At 58.2% G+C, this 18,732-nt stretch carries 18 protein-coding genes; 12 read left to right on the top strand and 6 right to left on the bottom strand.

What is annotated here, in order from left to right; translation table 11 throughout:
- Nucleotides 1-192: 192 nt before the first annotated feature.
- Together ABDX87_RS07420 and pdeM are read left to right on the top strand one after the other, a co-directional pair.
- On the top strand, nucleotides 193-2,685 hold the full coding sequence (locus ABDX87_RS07420) for a ligase-associated DNA damage response DEXH box helicase (protein ID WP_346832297.1): 2,493 nt from the start codon (nucleotides 193-195) through the stop codon (nucleotides 2,683-2,685).
- On the top strand, nucleotides 2,682-3,338 hold the full coding sequence (pdeM, locus tag ABDX87_RS07425) for a ligase-associated DNA damage response endonuclease PdeM (protein ID WP_346832298.1): 657 nt from the start codon (nucleotides 2,682-2,684) through the stop codon (nucleotides 3,336-3,338). The genes ABDX87_RS07420 and pdeM overlap by 4 nt, the downstream gene beginning before the upstream one ends.
- 86 nt (nucleotides 3,339-3,424) lie before the next feature.
- On the opposite strand, the gene ABDX87_RS07430 is transcribed toward pdeM, so the two are convergent.
- Both ABDX87_RS07430 and dcd read right to left on the bottom strand, forming a co-directional pair.
- Nucleotides 3,425-3,646 carry a hypothetical protein gene (locus ABDX87_RS07430; protein WP_346832299.1) on the bottom strand — a complete coding sequence of 74 codons (222 nt, stop codon included), beginning with the start codon at nucleotides 3,644-3,646 and terminating at the stop codon, nucleotides 3,425-3,427.
- A gap of 123 nt (nucleotides 3,647-3,769) precedes the next feature.
- The gene (gene dcd / locus ABDX87_RS07435; RefSeq protein ID WP_017126297.1) at nucleotides 3,770-4,336 is read right to left on the bottom strand and encodes a dCTP deaminase; all 567 of its coding nucleotides are present in this window, start codon (nucleotides 4,334-4,336) and stop codon (nucleotides 3,770-3,772) included.
- A gap of 311 nt (nucleotides 4,337-4,647) precedes the next feature.
- On the opposite strand from dcd, the gene ABDX87_RS07440 reads away from it, so the two are divergent.
- Nucleotides 4,648-4,857 (top strand): cold-shock protein, encoded by a 210-nt coding sequence (locus ABDX87_RS07440; protein WP_002554837.1) that lies wholly within the window; start codon nucleotides 4,648-4,650, stop codon nucleotides 4,855-4,857.
- A gap of 165 nt (nucleotides 4,858-5,022) precedes the next feature.
- Here the strand turns inward: ABDX87_RS07440 and apbC are convergent, their stop codons facing one another.
- Entirely contained in the window at nucleotides 5,023-6,117 is a 1,095-nt protein-coding gene (apbC, locus tag ABDX87_RS07445; protein WP_346832301.1) for an iron-sulfur cluster carrier protein ApbC, read from the bottom strand.
- A 182-nt stretch (nucleotides 6,118-6,299) separates the two neighbouring features.
- On the opposite strand from apbC, the gene metG reads away from it, so the two are divergent.
- The 4 genes from metG to ABDX87_RS07465 all read left to right on the top strand — a co-directional run bounded on the left by metG (nucleotide 6,300) and on the right by ABDX87_RS07465 (nucleotide 10,431).
- Nucleotides 6,300-8,348 carry a methionine--tRNA ligase gene (metG, locus tag ABDX87_RS07450; RefSeq protein WP_346832302.1) on the top strand — a complete coding sequence of 683 codons (2,049 nt, stop codon included), beginning with the start codon at nucleotides 6,300-6,302 and terminating at the stop codon, nucleotides 8,346-8,348.
- Nucleotides 8,349-8,395: 47 nt separating this feature from the next.
- Complete coding sequence (rsxB, locus tag ABDX87_RS07455; RefSeq protein ID WP_346832303.1) at nucleotides 8,396-9,433, top strand: electron transport complex subunit RsxB; 1,038 nt, start codon at nucleotides 8,396-8,398, stop codon at nucleotides 9,431-9,433.
- A gap of 70 nt (nucleotides 9,434-9,503) precedes the next feature.
- The gene (gene nth, locus ABDX87_RS07460; protein WP_346832304.1) at nucleotides 9,504-10,142 is read left to right on the top strand and encodes an endonuclease III; all 639 of its coding nucleotides are present in this window, start codon (nucleotides 9,504-9,506) and stop codon (nucleotides 10,140-10,142) included.
- 106 nt (nucleotides 10,143-10,248) lie between these two features.
- Complete coding sequence (locus ABDX87_RS07465; protein ID WP_346832305.1) at nucleotides 10,249-10,431, top strand: PA3496 family putative envelope integrity protein; 183 nt, start codon at nucleotides 10,249-10,251, stop codon at nucleotides 10,429-10,431.
- A gap of 132 nt (nucleotides 10,432-10,563) precedes the next feature.
- On the opposite strand, the gene ABDX87_RS07470 is transcribed toward ABDX87_RS07465, so the two are convergent.
- Nucleotides 10,564-11,190, bottom strand: a complete 627-nt coding sequence (locus ABDX87_RS07470) for a response regulator transcription factor (protein WP_074753141.1) — start codon at nucleotides 11,188-11,190, stop codon at nucleotides 10,564-10,566.
- A gap of 1,174 nt (nucleotides 11,191-12,364) precedes the next feature.
- Here ABDX87_RS07470 and ABDX87_RS07475 point away from each other — a divergent pair.
- Complete coding sequence (locus tag ABDX87_RS07475; RefSeq protein ID WP_346832306.1) at nucleotides 12,365-12,922, top strand: hypothetical protein; 558 nt, start codon at nucleotides 12,365-12,367, stop codon at nucleotides 12,920-12,922.
- Nucleotides 12,923-13,041: 119 nt separating this feature from the next.
- On the opposite strand, the gene ABDX87_RS07480 is transcribed toward ABDX87_RS07475, so the two are convergent.
- Nucleotides 13,042-14,259, bottom strand: coding sequence for an argininosuccinate synthase (locus ABDX87_RS07480; RefSeq protein WP_346832307.1), 1,218 nt, complete (start codon nucleotides 14,257-14,259; stop codon nucleotides 13,042-13,044).
- Between the two features lie 129 nt (nucleotides 14,260-14,388).
- Nucleotides 14,389-15,369 (bottom strand): flagellar protein MotY, encoded by a 981-nt coding sequence (locus ABDX87_RS07485; protein WP_346832308.1) that lies wholly within the window; start codon nucleotides 15,367-15,369, stop codon nucleotides 14,389-14,391.
- Between the two features lie 147 nt (nucleotides 15,370-15,516).
- On the opposite strand from ABDX87_RS07485, the gene pyrC reads away from it, so the two are divergent.
- From pyrC to bfr, 4 genes are all read left to right on the top strand, one after another.
- Nucleotides 15,517-16,563 (top strand): dihydroorotase, encoded by a 1,047-nt coding sequence (gene pyrC / locus ABDX87_RS07490; protein ID WP_346832309.1) that lies wholly within the window; start codon nucleotides 15,517-15,519, stop codon nucleotides 16,561-16,563.
- On the top strand, nucleotides 16,560-17,237 hold the full coding sequence (rnt, locus tag ABDX87_RS07495; protein ID WP_346832310.1) for a ribonuclease T: 678 nt from the start codon (nucleotides 16,560-16,562) through the stop codon (nucleotides 17,235-17,237). Before pyrC ends, rnt begins: the two co-directional genes overlap by 4 nt.
- Nucleotides 17,238-17,413: 176 nt before the next feature.
- Complete coding sequence (locus ABDX87_RS07500) at nucleotides 17,414-17,632, top strand: bacterioferritin-associated ferredoxin (RefSeq protein ID WP_092410435.1); 219 nt, start codon at nucleotides 17,414-17,416, stop codon at nucleotides 17,630-17,632.
- 201 nt (nucleotides 17,633-17,833) lie between these two features.
- A complete protein-coding gene (gene bfr, locus ABDX87_RS07505) occupies nucleotides 17,834-18,310 on the top strand; it encodes a bacterioferritin (protein ID WP_062387988.1) in 477 nt (158 codons plus the stop codon).
- Nucleotides 18,311-18,732: the final 422 nt, after the last annotated feature.

The following is an 18,732-nucleotide window of genomic DNA, read 5'->3' on the forward strand; positions in this document are numbered from 1 at the left end:
CGGACTACTGTGGGAGCGAATTCATTCGCGATGCGATCGTACAGCCGCCCCCCTTTTGGCGCCTGAACAATCCTTCGCGAATGAATTCGCTCCCACAGGATTCCTGTCCGACGAACCGACACTAACGATCATCCAACCAAACTAAACCCCTCCCCCGACGGTCTTTGAAAGAACACTTTTCAGAGCCCGCGCATGCCCAGATCCGTCAATGTTGCCCAGCGCTGGTTCGCCGCTCGCGGCTGGAAGCCATTCCCCTTTCAGAAAGAGGTATGGGCCGCCGTCGCCCGTGGCGAGTCGGGTTTGCTGCATGCCAGCACCGGCGCAGGCAAAACCTACTCGGTCTGGTTTGCTGCCCTCAATCAGTTCGCCAAGCCTGTGCCCTCCCCGGTCGAGGAAAAACCCCGTAAACGCAAACCTGCCCCTGCGCCGTTGACGGTGCTGTGGATTACGCCGATGCGAGCCCTTGCTGCCGACACTGCGCGAGCGCTCGAAGCCCCTTTGCGGGATCTTGAGATCCATTGGAGCGTGGGGCTCCGCACCGGCGACACCAGCAGCAGCGAGCGCGCAAAACAGGGTCGTCGGCTGCCCTCTGCGCTGATCACCACGCCCGAAAGCCTGACCCTGCTGCTCACCCGCGCCGACGCGGAAGCGACGTTCTCCACGCTGAAAATGATCGTCGTCGACGAATGGCACGAGCTGATCGGCAACAAACGTGGCGTTCAGCTGCAACTGGCGCTCGCGCGATTACGTCACTGGAACCCTGCCCTGGTCGTGTGGGGACTGTCGGCCACGCTGGGCAATCAGCACCATGCGCAACAGGTGCTGCTCGGCGAGGGCGGCACCACCGTGCAAGGCAAAGTGGTCAAGGATCTGATTGTCGACACCTTGATCCCGCAGGGTATCGAGCGCTTTCCCTGGGCCGGGCACATGGGATTGCGCATGTTGCCGCAGGTGGTTGCCGAGGTGGACAGCAGCGCCAGTTGCCTGGTGTTCACCAACACCCGCGCACAATCGGAAATCTGGTACCAGGCGTTGCTGGACGCCCGACCTGACTGGGCCGGCCTGATCGCACTGCACCACGGATCGCTGTCCCGCGAAGTGCGCGACTGGGTCGAGCGCGCACTCAAGGAAGGTCACCTCAAAGCCGTGGTCTGTACCTCCAGCCTGGATCTCGGTGTGGATTTCCTGCCGGTAGAACGCGTGTTGCAGATCGGCTCGGCCAAGGGCGTCGCGCGCTTGATGCAGCGCGCAGGACGTTCCGGCCACGCACCTGGCCGGCCATCTCGCGTGACGATGGTGCCGACGCACAGCCTTGAACTGGTGGAAGCGGCGGCAGCACACGATGCGGTCGAGGCACGAATGATCGAACCCAGGGAATCGCCCCACAAACCGCTGGACGTTCTCGTACAGCACTTGGTCAGCATGGCACTCGGTGGCGGTTTTTTGCCCGACGACCTGCTGACCGAAGTTCGCAGCGCCTGGGCCTACCGCGATCTGACCGACGAGGAGTGGCAATGGGCGTTGGCATTCGTGCGCCACGGTGGTCTGTCACTCACCGCGTACCCTGACTATCGCCGTGTAGAGCCTGACGAACATGGCGTCTGGCGAGTGCCCGATGCGCGGCTGGCGCGGCGTCATCGCATGAGCGTGGGCACCATCGTCAGCGATGCGAGCATCAACGTGAAGTACTGGAGCAAGGGCGGGGGTGGAGGTTCGCTGGGCAGCGTCGAAGAGGGTTTCATCGCGCGTCTGAAGCCCGGGGACGGATTTCTGTTCAGCGGGCGCCTGCTCGAACTGGTCAGGGTGGAAAACATGACCGCCTACGTCAAACGGGCCACAAGCAAGAAAGCCGCTGTCCCGCGCTGGAATGGCGGACGGATGCCGCTTTCCAGTGAACTGGCTGACGCGGTGGTGGCAAAATTCGACGCGGCGGCTCAAGGGGTATTCGACAGCCCCGAGATGCACACCGTGAGTCCGTTGTTAGACGTGCAGCGCGAGTGGTCAGCGTTGCCGCGCAAGCACACGTTGCTGGCCGAAGTGCTGAAATCCCGTGAAGGGTGGCACTTGTTTCTCTATCCGTTTGCCGGCCGCCACGTCCATCTGGGTCTGGCGAGCCTGCTGGCGTGGCGTCTGAGCCGGGATACGCCACTGACGTTTTCCATCGCCGTCAACGACTACGGTTTCGAATTACTGAGCGCGACCGAAATCGACTGGTCGCAACGCCTGACGCCAACGTTGTTCAGCGAGGAGGATCTGTTGACCGACATCATGGCCAGCTTGAATGCCGGTGAGCTCGCGTTACGTCGCTTTCGCGAAATCGCGAGAATTGCCGGCCTGGTGTTTTCCGGGTATCCCGGGGCGCCCAAAAGCAATCGCCAACTGCAAGCCTCCAGCGGGTTGTTCTTTGAGGTCTTCAAGCAATATGACGCGGGCAACCTGCTGCTGACTCAGGCGCAAGAGGAAGTGTTGCGACAGGAACTGGACGTCAACCGACTGGAACAGACGCTGCAACGAATCAACAGCCGCACCCTCGACCTGCATCTGATCAAACGCCCGACGCCGATGGCATTCCCGTTGCTGGTCGAGCGCATGCGTGAAAGCCTCAGCACGGAGAAACTTTCCGACCGCATCGCGCGCATGGTGCGGGACCTGGAGAAAGCCGCCGGGCCCGAGGTGACGTCATGAGGCCTTATCTTTCCATTCAACTGGCCGGTGCCGAGTTGTGGCTGCTGGCGGATAAAGCGATTTATTACCCAGCAGAACGCGCCTTGTTGATCGCCGATGCGCATTTCGGTAAAGCGGCGGCCTACCGAAAACTGGGGCAGCCGGTGCCCCACGGCACCACAGACGACAACCTGCAGCGGCTGGATGCGCTTCTCGCCGCCTATGACTGCGAACACCTGATATTTCTCGGAGATTTCCTGCACGCTCCCGAGTCCCATGCTGCAGGCACGCTGGCGGCCTTACAGGCCTGGCGCGAGCGACATGCGTCACTGGCAATCACGTTGATTCGCGGCAACCACGACAAACGTGCTGGGGATCCCCCTCCCCACTTGCGCATCACCGTCGTACCGGAACCGCTTCTGCTGGGGCCCTTCGCGCTGCAGCACGAACCCGATCCTCATCCCACTCACCACGTCCTCGCGGGCCACGTACATCCAACCTACCGGCTCTTTGGCAGAGGACGGCAGCGTCTGCGCCTGCCGTGCTTTTACGTGTTGCAACACGTCAGCGTGCTTCCCGCGTTCGGGGCCTTTACGGGGGGCATGAACATCGAGCGGCAGGAAAACAGCAGGGTGTATGTGGTGGGGGACGGAGCGGTCTGGGAGTCTCTGTAGGCGCAAAAGCGTCACAGAGCGGGTGTTAGTGATCAGGCTTTGCAAGGGGGAGCCTGCCGATGCCGCAGCACCGACAGGCCGTTGGGTCAGGCAACCGGAGCAGGAGGCGGCTCGTCAGGCAACGTTGGCTCGCCGGGCTCTTCGGGTTGGGGGTAATCGTTGGGAGTATCAGGATTAGGCTGGCCGGGGATGCCGCCGGCGACCATGTTGTTCAAATGGGGATGCGCTAACAGCGACCAAGCCAGCAACCCGACCTGGTTCTGTCCGGGGTCGGCTTCCTTGCTGCTGGTTCTGATTTGTCTCTTCATAGGGCACTCCTGAGCGTTGGCCCCATCCGCATGGTGCGGATGGGAACAGTTCAGTCAATAGAGTGCGGTTTTCGAGACTAATTCCGTTTCGAAATGACCAACGGCGAAATCCGGCTCAATGGCTCAGGTCCGTGGCAGTGTGACACCACGCTGGCCTTGATACTTGCCGCCACGATCCTTGTAGGAAACTTCACATTCTTCATCCGACTCCAGGAACAGCATCTGAGCGACGCCTTCGTTGGCGTAGATCTTCGCCGGCAAGGTCGTGGTGTTGGAAAACTCCAGCGTGACGTGACCTTCCCACTCTGGCTCAAGGGGCGTCACGTTGACGATGATGCCGCACCGCGCGTAGGTGCTTTTGCCCAGGCAGATGGTCAAAACATTGCGGGGAATGCGGAAGTATTCGACGGTACGGGCCAGTGCGAACGAGTTCGGCGGGATGATGCAGACATCGCTTTTAATGTCGACGAAGCTTTTTTCGTCGAAATTCTTCGGATCGACGGTCGCCGAATTGATGTTGGTGAACACCTTGAATTCGTCGGCGCAACGCACGTCGTAGCCGTAGCTCGATACACCGAAAGAGATCAACCGGTCAGCGCCCTCACCGCGCATCTGACGCTCTACAAACGGCTCGATCATGCCGTGTTCCTGCGCCATGCGGCGAATCCACTTGTCCGATTTGATGCTCATGGCGGTGTCCTGAATAGCGAGGTGAAAAAAGATGTCCGGCATCTTACCGGTCCAGGGCGCCGTGTTCAAAGCTTGCGCGCGATCCGCGGTGAACGCTTTATGCCTTCCGTCGAAATAAACGAGACATGCCCATTGGCACATCCGGAAAAAAGGGTTAAGGTGGGTCCACTGTGTTGCTTGTGTCACTGAGAATCTCTACACGATGTTGAATTTCGATCCAACCATCTCCAAGAATTTTTCCTGCTCTTTGCACTCAGTCTCGGCCAGGGTTCTTCCTGTGTCGCAGTTAACTTTGTCCAAGGAGATACACCATGTCTAATCGCCAAACCGGTACCGTTAAGTGGTTCAACGATGAAAAAGGCTTCGGCTTCATCACTCCACAATCCGGTGACGACCTGTTCGTACACTTCAAAGCAATCCAATCTGACGGCTTCAAAAGCCTGAAAGAAGGCCAGCAGGTCTCTTTCATCGCTACCCGCGGTCAGAAAGGCATGCAAGCTGAAGAAGTTCAAGTTATCTAACTTGTACTGAATCGCTTAAAAGACCCCGCCCTCAACAGCGGGGTTTTTTTATGCCCGTAGATTTTGTAGCTGCTCTATACCCCTGCGGTAGCGAGCTTGCTCGCGAAAGAGACGCTACGGAATCCCGAACGTTACACCCTCGCGAACAGCCCCCACTTTAATGCTTCAATCGTCACTGATCGAAATATTCGGCATCGCCGGTGTCGCCGCTTCCTGCAACACAATCCGCGCCCCGACGTGGCGCGCCAACTCCTGATACACCATCGCGATCTGGCTTTCCGGCTCGGCAATCGCCGTCGGCTTGCCCCCATCGGCCTGTTCACGAATCAGCATCGACAGCGGCAGCGAAGCCAGCAATTCGACGCCGTATTGCGAGGCGAGCTTCTCACCACCGCCTTCGCCGAACAAATGCTCGGCATGACCGCAATTCGAACAGATATGCACCGCCATGTTCTCCACGACGCCCAGCACCGGGATGTTGACCTTGCGGAACATCTCAACGCCCTTCTTCGCATCCAGCAAAGCCAGATCTTGCGGTGTCGTCACGATGACCGCGCCGGCGACCGGCACTTTTTGCGCCAGCGTCAACTGAATGTCACCCGTGCCAGGCGGCATGTCGATGACCAGATAATCCAGGTCATTCCAGGCCGTCTGGGTGATGAGCTGCAGCAATGCGCCCGAGACCATCGGCCCACGCCAGACCATCGGCGTGTTGTCGTCAGTGAGGAACGCCATCGACATGACTTCGATGCCATGGGCCTCAATCGGTACGAACCACTTCTGATCCTTGATCTTCGGCCGGGTGCCTTCAGCGATACCGAACATCACGCCCTGACTCGGACCATAGATATCGGCGTCGAGAATGCCGACCCGCGCGCCCTCGCGGGACAATGCCAAGGCCAGGTTGGCCGCGGTGGTGGATTTGCCGACGCCCCCCTTGCCCGATGCAACGGCGACGATGTTCTTGACGCTGGCCAGGCCCGGGATTTGCCCCTGCGCCTTGTGAGCGGTGATCAACGTGTCGATCTGAACCTTGGCCGAGGCGACGCCCTCCAGCCCTTCAATGGCCATCTGCAGCATCTGCGCCCAGCCGTTCTTGAACAACGCGGCGGCATAGCCCAGCTCCAGACGCACGTTGACGCGATCGCCCTCGATGTCGATGGCACGCACACAACCGGCGCTGACCGGGTCTTGGTTCAAATAAGGATCGGTGTACTGGCGAAGGACGGCTTCCACCGTTGCGCGGTTGACAGCGCTCATGGGTCACTCCCGAAAAAGACTGAGCAAAACAGGCGGCTATCCTACCGCGTTCATCGGAATAAGAGGGGGCCGTGTTTTCCCGGGGCGCGCGATGCCGATTCCGACACGCGGTGTGGGATGAAAAAAAACGCTCAGACCTTTATAGTGGCCGACCTCCGTTTCACTTCAAGTAGCCGAGCCCCATGTCCGAGCCACGCAAGATTCTCGTCACCAGCGCCCTGCCCTATGCCAATGGTTCCATTCACCTTGGCCACATGCTCGAGTACATCCAGACCGACATGTGGGTGCGCTTCCAGAAGCACCGCGGCAATCAGTGCATCTATGTGTGCGCGGACGATGCCCACGGCTCGGCAATCATGCTGCGCGCCGAAAAGGAAGGCATCACGCCAGAACAACTGATCGCCAATGTCCAGGCTGAACACAGCGCCGACTTTGCCGATTTCCTGGTGAACTTCGACAACTTTCACTCGACCCACGCCGAAGAAAACCGTGAGCTGTCGAGCCTGATCTATACCCGGCTGCGCGACGCGGGCCACATCGCCACGCGCTCGGTGACCCAGTATTTCGACCCGGAAAAGAAAATGTTCCTGGCCGACCGCTTCATCAAGGGCACCTGCCCGAAGTGCGGCACCGAAGACCAATACGGCGACAACTGCGAGAAGTGCGGCGCCACCTACGCACCGACCGACCTGAAAGACCCGAAATCGGCGATCTCCGGTGCGACCCCGGTCCTCAAGGACTCCAAGCACTTCTTCTTCGACCTGCCCGCCTTCGACGCCATGCTCAAAAGCTGGACCCGCAGCGGCACACTGCAGGACGCCGTGGCGAACAAGATCGCCGAATGGCTGGATTCGGGCCTGCAGCAGTGGGACATCTCCCGCGACGCGCCGTATTTCGGTTTTGAAATCCCCGACGAGCCAGGCAAATACTTCTACGTCTGGCTGGATGCACCGATCGGCTACATGGCCAGCTTCAAAAACCTGTGCGATCGCACGCCGACGCTCGACTTCGACGCGTTCTGGAACAAGGACTCGACCGCCGAGCTGTATCACTTCATCGGCAAGGACATCGTCAATTTCCATGCGCTGTTCTGGCCGGCGATGCTCGAAGGCTCCGGCTTCCGCAAACCGACCGGCATCAACGTGCACGGCTACCTGACCGTCAACGGCCAGAAAATGTCGAAGTCGCGCGGCACCTTCATCAAGGCGCGCACCTACCTTGAGCACCTGTCGCCGGAATACCTGCGTTACTACTACGCCGCCAAACTGGGCCGTGGTGTCGACGACCTCGACCTGAACCTGGAAGACTTCGTGCAGAAGGTCAACTCGGACCTCATCGGCAAGGTGGTGAACATCGCCAGCCGCTGCGCAGGCTTTATCCACAAAGGCAACGCAGGTGTTCTGGTGGCCGGCAACGCCGCACCGGAATTGACCGACGCTTTCCTGGCCGCGGCACCCAGCATCGCAGACGCCTACGAGGCCCGTGATTTTGCCCGTGCCATGCGCGAAATCATGGCGCTGGCCGACCGCGCCAACGCCTGGATCGCCGACAAGGCACCGTGGTCGCTGGCCAAGCAGGAAGGCAAACAGGATGAAGTCCAGGCCATCTGCGCACTGGGCATCAACCTGTTCCGCCAACTGGTGATTTTCCTGAAGCCGGTCCTGCCTAATCTGGCCGCCGACGCAGAGCAGTTCCTCAATGTCGCTCCACTGACCTGGGACGACCACCTGACACTGCTCAGCAATCATCAATTGAACCCGTTCCAGGCCCTGATGACCCGAATCGATCCGGCCAAGGTGGAAGCCATGACCAACGCTTCGAAAGAAGACCTGACGGCCAGCGCCACCGACACCGGCGCAGCCGCTCAGGGCAATGGCGAACTGGCCAAGGATCCGCTGTCGCCGGAAATCGACTTCGACGCCTTCGCCGCCATCGACCTGCGCGTCGCGCTGATCGAGAAAGCCGAACACGTCGAAGGGGCCGACAAACTGCTGCGCCTCACGCTGGACATCGGTGATGAAAAACGCAACGTGTTCTCCGGCATCAAGAGCGCCTACCCGAACCCGGCGGAGCTGGAAGGTCGTCTGACCATGATGATCGCCAACCTCAAGCCTCGGAAAATGCGCTTCGGTATTTCCGAAGGCATGGTGATGGCGGCCGGTCCTGGCGGCGAAGAAATCTACCTGCTGAGTCCTGACAGCGGCGCCAAGCCGGGTCAGCGCATCAAGTAACCCTGAACGCGGCCGACGACCTCCGGGGTCGTCGGTCTGGTCAAAGCATGAGCCTGATTCAGCGTATCGATGCCCTCCTGCCGCAGACCCAATGCGGCAAATGTGGCCACCCCGGCTGCAAGCCCTACGCCGAAGGCATTGCCAGCGGCGAATCGATCAACAAATGCCCACCTGGCGGCGATGAAACCATCGCAGCTTTAGCGCGCCTGTTGAACGTCCCGGTCCTGCAACTGGACACCGAACGTGGAAGCGCCCCTCCTCAGGTTGCATTCATTCGTGAAGCGGAATGCATCGGTTGCACCAAGTGCATTCAGGCTTGCCCCGTAGATGCCATTGTCGGCGCTGCGAAACTGATGCACACCGTGATCGTCGACGAGTGCACCGGCTGCGACCTGTGCGTGGCACCCTGCCCCGTCGACTGCATCGACATGCTGCCTCTGCCATCGGCCACCGTGGTGCCGATTGTCGGTGGGTTGGCGTTTGACGAAGCTCAGCGGGTGGCGCGAGCGGCGAAGCGCGGTCATGCACGTCAGCGCTTCGAAGCGCGCAACGCGCGACTGGAACGGGAAGAACAACAGCGCCAGGCCGAACGTCTGGCTCGTCAGCGAAAGCCCGCAGCCTCGACGCCAGTTCAGGCAGATCCTGTGCAGGCGGCGCTGGAACGGGTTCGGGCGCAGAAGACGGCTGACCGCGACGCAGCTTTGAAGCAGGCACGCATCGACGTCACGATGAGCCGCGCACAGCTGAACAAGTCACTCAAAGCGTTCGGACACCCACCCATTGCAGAACAGGCCGCGCGGCTGGTGGAGTTGCAGAGGGAACTCGACGAAGCCGAGCGCGCCTTGGCTGCACTTCAAGGCGTTGAGCAACCCGGTCAGGCGACGCAAACCGTGGCTCCAGTCAACAATGAGCCCGCCGCCAAACCTGACAAGGCTGCCTTGAACAGGGCGAAAATCCAGCTTGCCATGCGCCGTGCCGCCCTTGCCAAAGCTCGATCTGCCGAGCTGCCGTCTGATCAGATAGCGGTATTGAGCGCTGAAGTCGCACACGCCGAACAGGCGCTGCAGACCCTTGAGGGCTCATAGACTGACTCACGCCTGCCACCAGGCCCGAAGCCACACTTGATACGACCGTTTCTCAGGGAAAGCGCACTTCATGAACGCAGCAAAACGTCTGGAAATTTTTCGTCGCCTCCACGAAGACAATCCCGATCCCAAAACGGAGCTGTCCTACAGTTCGCCGTTCGAACTGCTGATCGCGGTGATCCTGTCGGCGCAAGCCACGGACGTCAGCGTGAACAAGGCGACGGCCAGGCTGTACCCGGTCGCCAACACCCCCCAGGCGATTTATGACCTGGGGGTCGACGGGCTGTCCGAGTACATCAAGACCATCGGTTTGTACAACAGCAAGGCCAGGAACGTTATCGAAACCTGCCGCATGCTGGTTGAACTGCATGGCGGCGAAGTACCGCAAACCCGAGAAGCGCTGGAAGCGCTACCGGGCGTAGGTCGCAAGACCGCTAACGTCGTGCTCAATACAGCATTCCGCCAGTTGGCCATGGCGGTGGACACGCATATTTTCAGGGTCAGCAACCGCACCGGAATCGCCCCGGGCAAGAACGTTGTTGAAGTGGAAAACAAACTGATGAAGTTCGTGCCCAAGGATTATCTCCTCGACGCCCATCACTGGTTGATCCTGCATGGTCGTTATGTCTGCATCGCCCGCAAGCCAAGGTGTGGCAGTTGCAGGATCGAAGACCTGTGCGAATACAAGGCAAAGACATCCGACGATTGAGCGATAGCGTTTTTGACGGTTGATCGATTGAAAAAATCTTTTTTACCCGGTCGAAGTTTGTCGCTATAAGGTCCGCCAATGACAGTCTAAGCCTGGAGTCAACTTGATGAGCACTGGCAAAGAGCAAATGGACGTAGAGGACGACTTCGTGTCCGGGGATACCGACGACGCCGCCCAAGTACCTGTAGAAACGGCAAAAACCAATCTCAGCAAGCGCCGCACCATCGACAACCTGCTGGAAGAGCGTCGGCTCCAGAAACAACTGGCCGATTACGATTTCGACCTCTGATACGCCCCGAAAAAAAGTTGTTCAAAGCCTCTCTTGTACCTGAGAGGCTTTAGCCTGTCGGCAAAATTCATGGTTCCTGCCTGCAGCGTCGCGACATCGCTGACACCTGTTTCGAGCCTGGACTCCTTTTTTTTACACCAGCCCGTTACGTTGGGCGAGCTCAATGAGATCCACCAGCGAATGCGCGTTGAGCTTCAGGAGCAGACGCGTTTTATAAGTACTGACTGTTTTATTACTCAGAAACATTCCATCGGCAATTTCCTTGTTGGTTTTTCCCCGAGCCAACTGCTGCAGGACCATCATCTCCCGCCCCGATAGACGATCCACCATTTCGGCCTCGCTGGCGTTCCCCAGACTCGAACGCACCGTGTGCAGCGCCTGATTTGGAAAATAGCTGTAGCCGGACAATACCGCCTTGATGGCACTGAGCAACTCGGTCAGGTCTTGCTGTTTGCAGACATATCCCGCAGCGCCCGCCTGCATGCAACGCATCGAAAAATGCCCAGGCGCCTGAGACGTCAGGATCAACACCTTGAAAGGCAGCGTCATCGCCGTCAACCGGGCAATGACCTCCAGGCCGTCGAGCTTGGGAATACCAATGTCCAGTATGACGATGTCAGGCAAATGCTCGCGTGCCAGTTGCAGCGCATCCACGCCGTTGTCCGTCTCGGCGATGACTTCGTAGCCATGACGCTCCATTAACATCCGTACAGCGAGCCGAATGACAGGGTGATCATCCACGATCAACACTTTATTCATGAGCAGTCCATTTTTTTTCTGTTCGAATTTTCAGAGCCCGCACAATAGCTTAGTCGTTTAGTGCTTTGCATGGCGCTCCTCCCTACGGACTAGCAGGCAAAGACCTTTCCTACTCAACCAACAGAAAGATCCTACAAAACCTGACTTTTCCATCCTTACTTGGAGGCTATTCATATCGTTTGCTTCCTGAATTGGAGCCTGTCGGAAACGTAAAAACCTCTCCGAAGAATCCGGGATGACGGTCGTTCACATTTCAGCACTCGGTTCACAGATTTATTACCTCTTCGCACCTTTCCGTCCATGGAAAGGCTGAATAAAGAATAGGCGAACACGTTGCGGCCCTTTTTTCTCCGAGCTCATGCCGGCCCATGCCGACAACCTGGCGTTCCCGTTCTGCCGGTCCACCTGACGCTGGCATTTCGGAAGTCGCCGTACGAATCCGTATCCCTCACTGAGAGGATAAGCGGATCCGCGGAACATGCGAGTCGAGAACCTCCATAAAGTATTGCGACTCCCTTCCGGCTCAATACCCCTGCGTCGCGTTGAAAAATTACACACCTGAAAATGCTTTTCCTCATACATATTTATTTAGAGAAATGGACTACAAGATGATCGGATTAATCCGAAAACCCCTAATCGGGTGCGCTCCGCCGCAGCGCCTGCTGACAAAACATCGCGAGAGCCGACAAACTCGCTAACAGTTCAAAAAACACCATTCATACGCTATACAAACAGGCTTCTCTTAATTAACATTTTATTGATACAGCCCTTCCGCCACCCACGTAATACCATCCCACTCTGTAAATCCAGCAAACTTCGCGCAAACCAGAAAAATACTACACAACTAACAGACCGCAAGATCCCTCCTGTAAGACTCTAAAAAATAACAAAACTCAAATGGCCGTAATTTGATTTTTTACTTGCCAAAACTATTTCCAGTCGTTACTTTTTTCTGCAAACAACCTTTCGGTTTTCGACAACTACCGACCTTCATTAGCTGTTTTAACCGAATCAACATTTGCCCTTAATCACCTTTCTATTTCCTTGCCTGGACTTCAAGCGCGAGCAGGGTTCGGCCGGCTCGAAGAAGCCTGTCCCGCCCTGAAAATAGTTGATGACGGACAACGGCCGGCGATAAGGCCGTCTATATGAAACTTGTTCAAAGGAATAAACCATGACTAAAAAAACAGGAGTGTTTTCAGCGATCACCTCCGAACCTCTGAAAATAGCTGAAGCGATAGAGCAATACGTCGCCCAGGGCGGTGTCATTAACGTGGTCCCGGAGGGTGAGTCCGGAGAAATGGCCTGCGAGGCGGCAAAGATGGCCCAAGCGGTGGATCCTGAAGCGCAGATGAACGCCAAACTTGAACAACTCAAAGGTCTGGTCGCGAAAGGCGCGGGCGTCTCGGCGCTCCAGTACTCGTTGCGGATGAACCGCAAAGAGATCAAGCGTCTGGCGAACGAGAACGGCCTTAAGATCCTCTACAGCCGCCCGGTAAGATCAAGGCCTGCCCGTAGCCATGACACGGTTATGGTGGATGATTCTGTCGCCGGTCATGCCATGCACTACTCCTCGCTGGGTTATACCGCGCAGGAAATTGCACAGTTGCTTGATCTGAGCGTGCGTGATGTCTGGAACATCGGTAAGGCGTATCGCTTCGAGTTCAAGAACACGGAAAAAATCGACGCTTGCCGACATCCATCTTCGGATGTGTCGGAGCCGGAGAAATAGCGGTCATCAAGCAAGGGATAAACGAATTGGAGACGCCCGCAATGCTGCGTGAGCGCAAGCAGGATCTGAAAGAACGGTGCAGCCCCGGGCGGGGCTGCACCTCGACACGTTGACGGCGATCAGAACAACTTGCGGTTCTTGTTCGCGGCAATGCGCATACGCAGTGCATTGAGCTTGATGAAGCCAGCGGCGTCTGCCTGGTTGTAAGCGCCGCCGTCTTCTTCGAAGGTCGCGATGTTGGCATCGAACAGCGAATCGTCGGACTTGCGGCCCGTGACGATGACGTTACCTTTGTACAGTTTCAGGCGGACGACACCGTTCACGTGAGCTTGCGACGCGTCGATCATCTGCTGCAGCATCAGACGCTCAGGGCTCCACCAGTAACCGGTGTAGATGAGGCTGGCGTACTTCGGCATCAGCTCATCCTTGAGGTGAGCGACTTCACGGTCCAGGGTAATCGACTCGATGGCGCGGTGCGCCTTGAGCATGATGGTGCCGCCCGGGGTTTCGTAGCAGCCGCGGGACTTCATGCCGACGTAGCGGTTCTCGACGATGTCCAGACGGCCGATGCCGTGTTCGCCACCGATGCGGTTCAGGGTCGCCAGCACGGTGGCCGGGCTCATTTCGACGCCATCCAGCGCGACGATGTCGCCGTTGCGGTAGGTCAGTTCCAGGTACTGCGCCTTGTCGGGAGCCTTTTCCGGGGAAACGGTCCAACGCCACATGTCTTCTTCATGCTCGGTCCAGGTGTCTTCCAGCACGCCGCCTTCATAAGAAATGTGCAGCAGGTTGGCGTCCATCGAGTACGGAGATTTCTTCTTGCCGTGACGCTCGATCGGGATTGCATGCTTCTCGGCGTAATCCATCAACTTCTCGCGGGACAGCAGGTCCCACTCGCGCCAAGGGGCGATCACTTTCACACCTGGTTTGAGCGCGTAGGCACCCAGTTCGAAACGCACCTGGTCGTTACCCTTGCCGGTCGCGCCGTGGGAAATGGCGTCGGCGCCGGTTTCGTTGGCGATTTCGATCAGACGCTTGGCAATCAGAGGACGGGCGATGGAGGTACCCAGCAGGTACTCGCCTTCATAGACGGTGTTGGCGCGGAACATCGGGAACACGAAATCGCGCACGAATTCTTCGCGCAGATCGTCGATGTAAATTTCTTTTACGCCCATGGCTTGCGCCTTGGCGCGTGCTGGCTCGACTTCTTCACCCTGACCCAGGTCAGCCGTAAAGGTCACCACTTCGCAGTTGTACGTATCCTGCAGCCACTTGAGGATTACCGAAGTATCCAGGCCACCGGAATACGCGAGAACTACCTTGTTAACGTCCGCCATGCCATCACTCCAACGCGTTGTACGGAAAACCGCTGATTCTACCGTTCAAACCCGTGGAATTACAGTGTCGCGACAGCTTCTGACGACGAAGCGACAGAATCTGTCGAACAGACGACGGTTGCAGCGCGGTCAGGAAGTCTTGGCGGCCGGAGTGCCGGATGCGGCCGTGGGTGCCGGGGCAGCCGTCGGCGGTGGTACAGGGGTCGACGCAGGAACTGGCGCGGGCGCGGCGGTCGGGGCCACCGCAGGTTTCTGCTCGGCGACGCGGTCCAGATGGATATTCACCCGGCGATTGCGCGCGCGATTGGCGTTGTTGGTGTTGGGGACCAAGGGGTATTGCTCGCCATGAAAGCGCAGGGTGATCTGCTCTTCCGGCACGCCCTGGGCCTTCAGGTAGTCCATGACGGCCAATGCACGGCGACGCGACAGGTCACGGTTGGTCAGACGATTGCCGCTGTTATCCGAATGCCCGTCCAGCTCGACACGGTTCACCGAAGGATCGGCCTTCATATAAGCCAACACCGTATCGAGGCGACGTTTGGCTTGAGCATCGAGGTCGATGCCGCCTCCCGGAAACCCGATTTCGGCCTGCCGCACTTGCTCGAAGTTCATGGGCAGCAGTTTGGCGGTGCAGACTTGAAAGTCAGCGTACGCATGGCTGAACTTGACCGGAAGCAAGCGCACTTCCATCGCCCCGCCGCCATCACGCAGGACGTGGCGAATCACGGGACTGCGCCCTTCCATCAAACCGGCGATCAAACGGCCGGCCTGGGCCTGGCTGGTGTTAAACGGAATGTCACCATTGCCGACTTTTACCGCACCGAGATTGAGATCACTTCGGCCGGGCTGCCACGGCGCGGCAGCCGCAATCAGCGTTGCCGACCCGGAGGCGAGGCTGTAGCCGGACGCCTTCAGTCGGAAAGTCGCTTGTTCACCCGCACGACGCACGAACTCGCCCGCGCCGAAATCGGTGATCGGCTGGCTAAGGCGGCATTCGAACTGATCGCCTTCTACCTTCCACTCGATATTCTCCAGACGTGTCTGGAAAGTGAGAGCCATGGCCGGCAGGCTGGCAAACACGCTGAGCAGGGCTAGATATCGCTGGCGCACGGGAGGCTCCACAAAAAATTCACCGCGTTACAAAATTTATCGCTTACACGTGTCTATCGGTTACTTCCTACAAAACTTGATAGCGAGTGCCTGGAAGAGTCTTTTCCGGTAGCATTCCCAGCGAGTTTGACCCGCCTGGAATCCCCAATGTCCGAACGCCTGACCCTCCTGCGCCCCGACGACTGGCACATCCATCTTCGTGATGGCGCCGTCTTGCCCCATACCGTCGCTGACGTAGCGCGCACCTTTAGCCGCGCCATCATCATGCCGAACCTCGTGCCGCCGGTACGCAATGCGCAGGAAGCTGATGCCTACCGCCAGCGCATCCTCGCCGCACGCCCGGCAGGCAGCCGCTTCGAGCCTTTGATGGTGCTTTACCTCACCGACCTGACTCAGCCTGCGGACATCAGTGCCGCCAAGGCCACGGGCTTCGTCCACGCCGCCAAGCTTTACCCGGCCGGTGCCACGACCAACTCCGATTCCGGCGTGACCAGCATCGACAAGATTTTCCCGGTGCTCGAAGCCATGGCAGAAGTTGGCATGCCGCTATTGATCCACGGCGAGGTGACGCGTGGCGACATCGACGTGTTCGACCGCGAAAAAATCTTCATCGATGAACACATGCGTCGTGTGGTCGAGCGCTTCCCGACACTCAAAGTGGTGTTCGAACACATCACCACGGCCGACGCGGTGCAATTCGTCAACGAAGCTTCGGCCAACGTTGGCGCGACCATCACTGCGCATCACCTGCTGTATAACCGCAACCACATGCTGGTTGGCGGTATCCGTCCGCACTTCTATTGCCTGCCGATCCTGAAGCGCAACACGCATCAGGTCGCGCTGCTGGATGCCGCCACCAGCGGCAGCAGCAAGTTCTTCCTGGGCACTGACTCGGCGCCTCACGCGCAGCATGCCAAGGAAGCCGCTTGCGGTTGTGCCGGCTGCTACACCGCGTATGCCGCGATCGAGCTGTATGCCGAAGCGTTCGAACAGCGCAATGCGCTGGACAAGCTGGAAGGCTTCGCCAGTCGCAATGGCCCGGCGTTCTACGGCCTGCCAGCGAACACCGACACCATTACTCTGGTTCGTGAAGAATGGACCGCCCCGACCAGCCTGCCCTTCGGCGAGCTGTCCGTTATCCCGCTGCGCGCCGGTGAGACACTGCGCTGGCGCCTGCTGGAGGAACACGCGTGAGTGAAGACCATTACGACGACGATCAGGAAGGCTCTGGCGGCGGAACCAGCTCCAGGCATCCGATGGCAGCCCGCTTTCGCGGCTACCTGCCAGTCGTTGTCGATGTAGAAACCGGCGGTTTCAACTCGGCCACCGACGCATTGCTGGAAATTGCCGCGACCACCATCGGCATGGACGACAAAGGCTTTGTGTTCCCCGAACACACCTACTTCTTCCGTGTCGAGCCGTTCGAAGGCGCCAACATCGAAGCCGCTGCCCTGGAATTCACCGGCATCAAGCTCGATCACCCGTTGCGCATGGCCGTGAGCGAAGAAACCGCGCTGACCGATATTTTTCGTGGCGTGCGCAAGGCCCTGAAGGCCAACGGTTGCAAGCGGGCCATTCTGGTGGGTCACAACGCCAGTTTCGACCTGGGCTTCCTCAACGCTGCAGTCGCGCGGCTGGACATGAAGCGCAACCCCTTCCACCCGTTCTCCAGCTTCGACACCGCGACGCTCGCCGGGCTTGCCTACGGACAGACCGTACTTGCAAAGGCCTGTCAGTCCGCTGACATCGACTTCGACGGTCGCGAGGCCCACTCGGCGCGTTACGACACCGAGAAAACTGCCGAGTTGTTCTGCGGCATCGTCAACCGCTGGAAGGAAATGGGCGGCTGGCACGACTTCGACGACTGACGTTCGCGCACGACCAGAAACCGGCCAATCGGCCGGTTTTTTTACGCCTGGCAAATGCCGATAACTGACCACTCATCGGCCGTCATCTGATGCGCATGAAGTAGTTTTGACAAGCATTCTCATTAACATTAGTATCCGTGGCATTGAGCCAATCACTCAGCGACGGTCCTTTCTCTATGTATGTCTGCCTCTGCCAAGGTGTTACCGACGGACAAATCCGCGAAGCAATCATGGAAGGATGCTGCAGTTATCGTGAAGTGCGCGAGACCCTGGGTGTCGCGAGCAAATGTGGGAAATGTGCCTGCCTGGCGAAGGAAGTGGTGCGTGAAACCCTGACCGAACTGCAAACGACACAGGCCGCACTTGCCTACCCCGCGGAATTTTCTGCCGCCTGATTCAACCGTTTTTGAAGAACCGGACCTTGTGTCCGGTTTTTTTATGCCTGTAATTCAATCGGTTAGCGATAAGATGCGGAACACAAACATTCTTATTTCTATTTATTTTCATTTATTATTCAATCACTTAGGTTTGACAGGTGTTTATTGGAGGCTCAAACTTGTGCCTTATAGATAAACATCTTCGACAGGACCTCGATCATGAAAGGCGACATTACCGTCATCCAGCATCTCAACAAGATCCTCGGAAACGAGCTGGTCGCTATCAACCAGTACTTCCTGCATGCACGCATGTACGAAGATTGGGGCCTGAACAAGCTGGGCAAGCACGAGTACAAAGAATCCATCGATGAGATGAAACACGCTGACAAGCTGATCAAGCGCATCCTCTTCCTGGAAGGCCTGCCGAACCTGCAGGACCTGGGCAAGATCCTGATCGGCGAGCACACCAAGGAAATGCTGGAGTGCGACCTGAAGATCGAGCGTAAGGGTCACGCTGATCTCAAAGCGGCCATTGCACATTGCGAAACAGTGGGTGACTTCGGTAGTCGTGAGATGCTGGAAGACATCCTCGAGTCGGAAGAAGAACACATCGACTGGCTGGAAACGCAGCTGGGCCTGATCGACAAGGTCGGCATCGAGAATTACCTGCAATCGCAGATGGGCGAAGAAGACTGATATCGGTTTTCGCCCAGATAAAAGCCCCGCCTGGTGTTGAGTCAGGTGGGGCTTTTTTGCTTCTGAAGGTGTTTCAGGTCCCTTTCGGCGGTGGGAGCCAGTGCGTTCTGCCAAAGGGCAAAGGCAAGATCAGGGTCAGGATCAGGATCAGGATCAGGATCAGGATCAGGATCTCAAATCTGACGCAGAACCTGTGGGAGCTGCTGGAGGTTACGACAGTGGCGAAAGCCGTATAACTGACACCCCACCCGTACCTGACCCACCGCGTTCGCGGCCGTCGTAACCTCCGACTGCTCCTACAAGAGATCGGGGCAAATACAGGATCAGGATCTCAAACCTTACTCAGAACCTGTGGGAGCTGCTGGAGGTTACGACAGTGGCGAAAGCCGTATAACTGACACCCCAACCGTGCCTGACCCACC

The sequence above is a fragment of the Pseudomonas abietaniphila genome (assembly GCF_039697315.1).
Classification (GTDB): domain Bacteria; phylum Pseudomonadota; class Gammaproteobacteria; order Pseudomonadales; family Pseudomonadaceae; genus Aquipseudomonas; species Aquipseudomonas abietaniphila_B.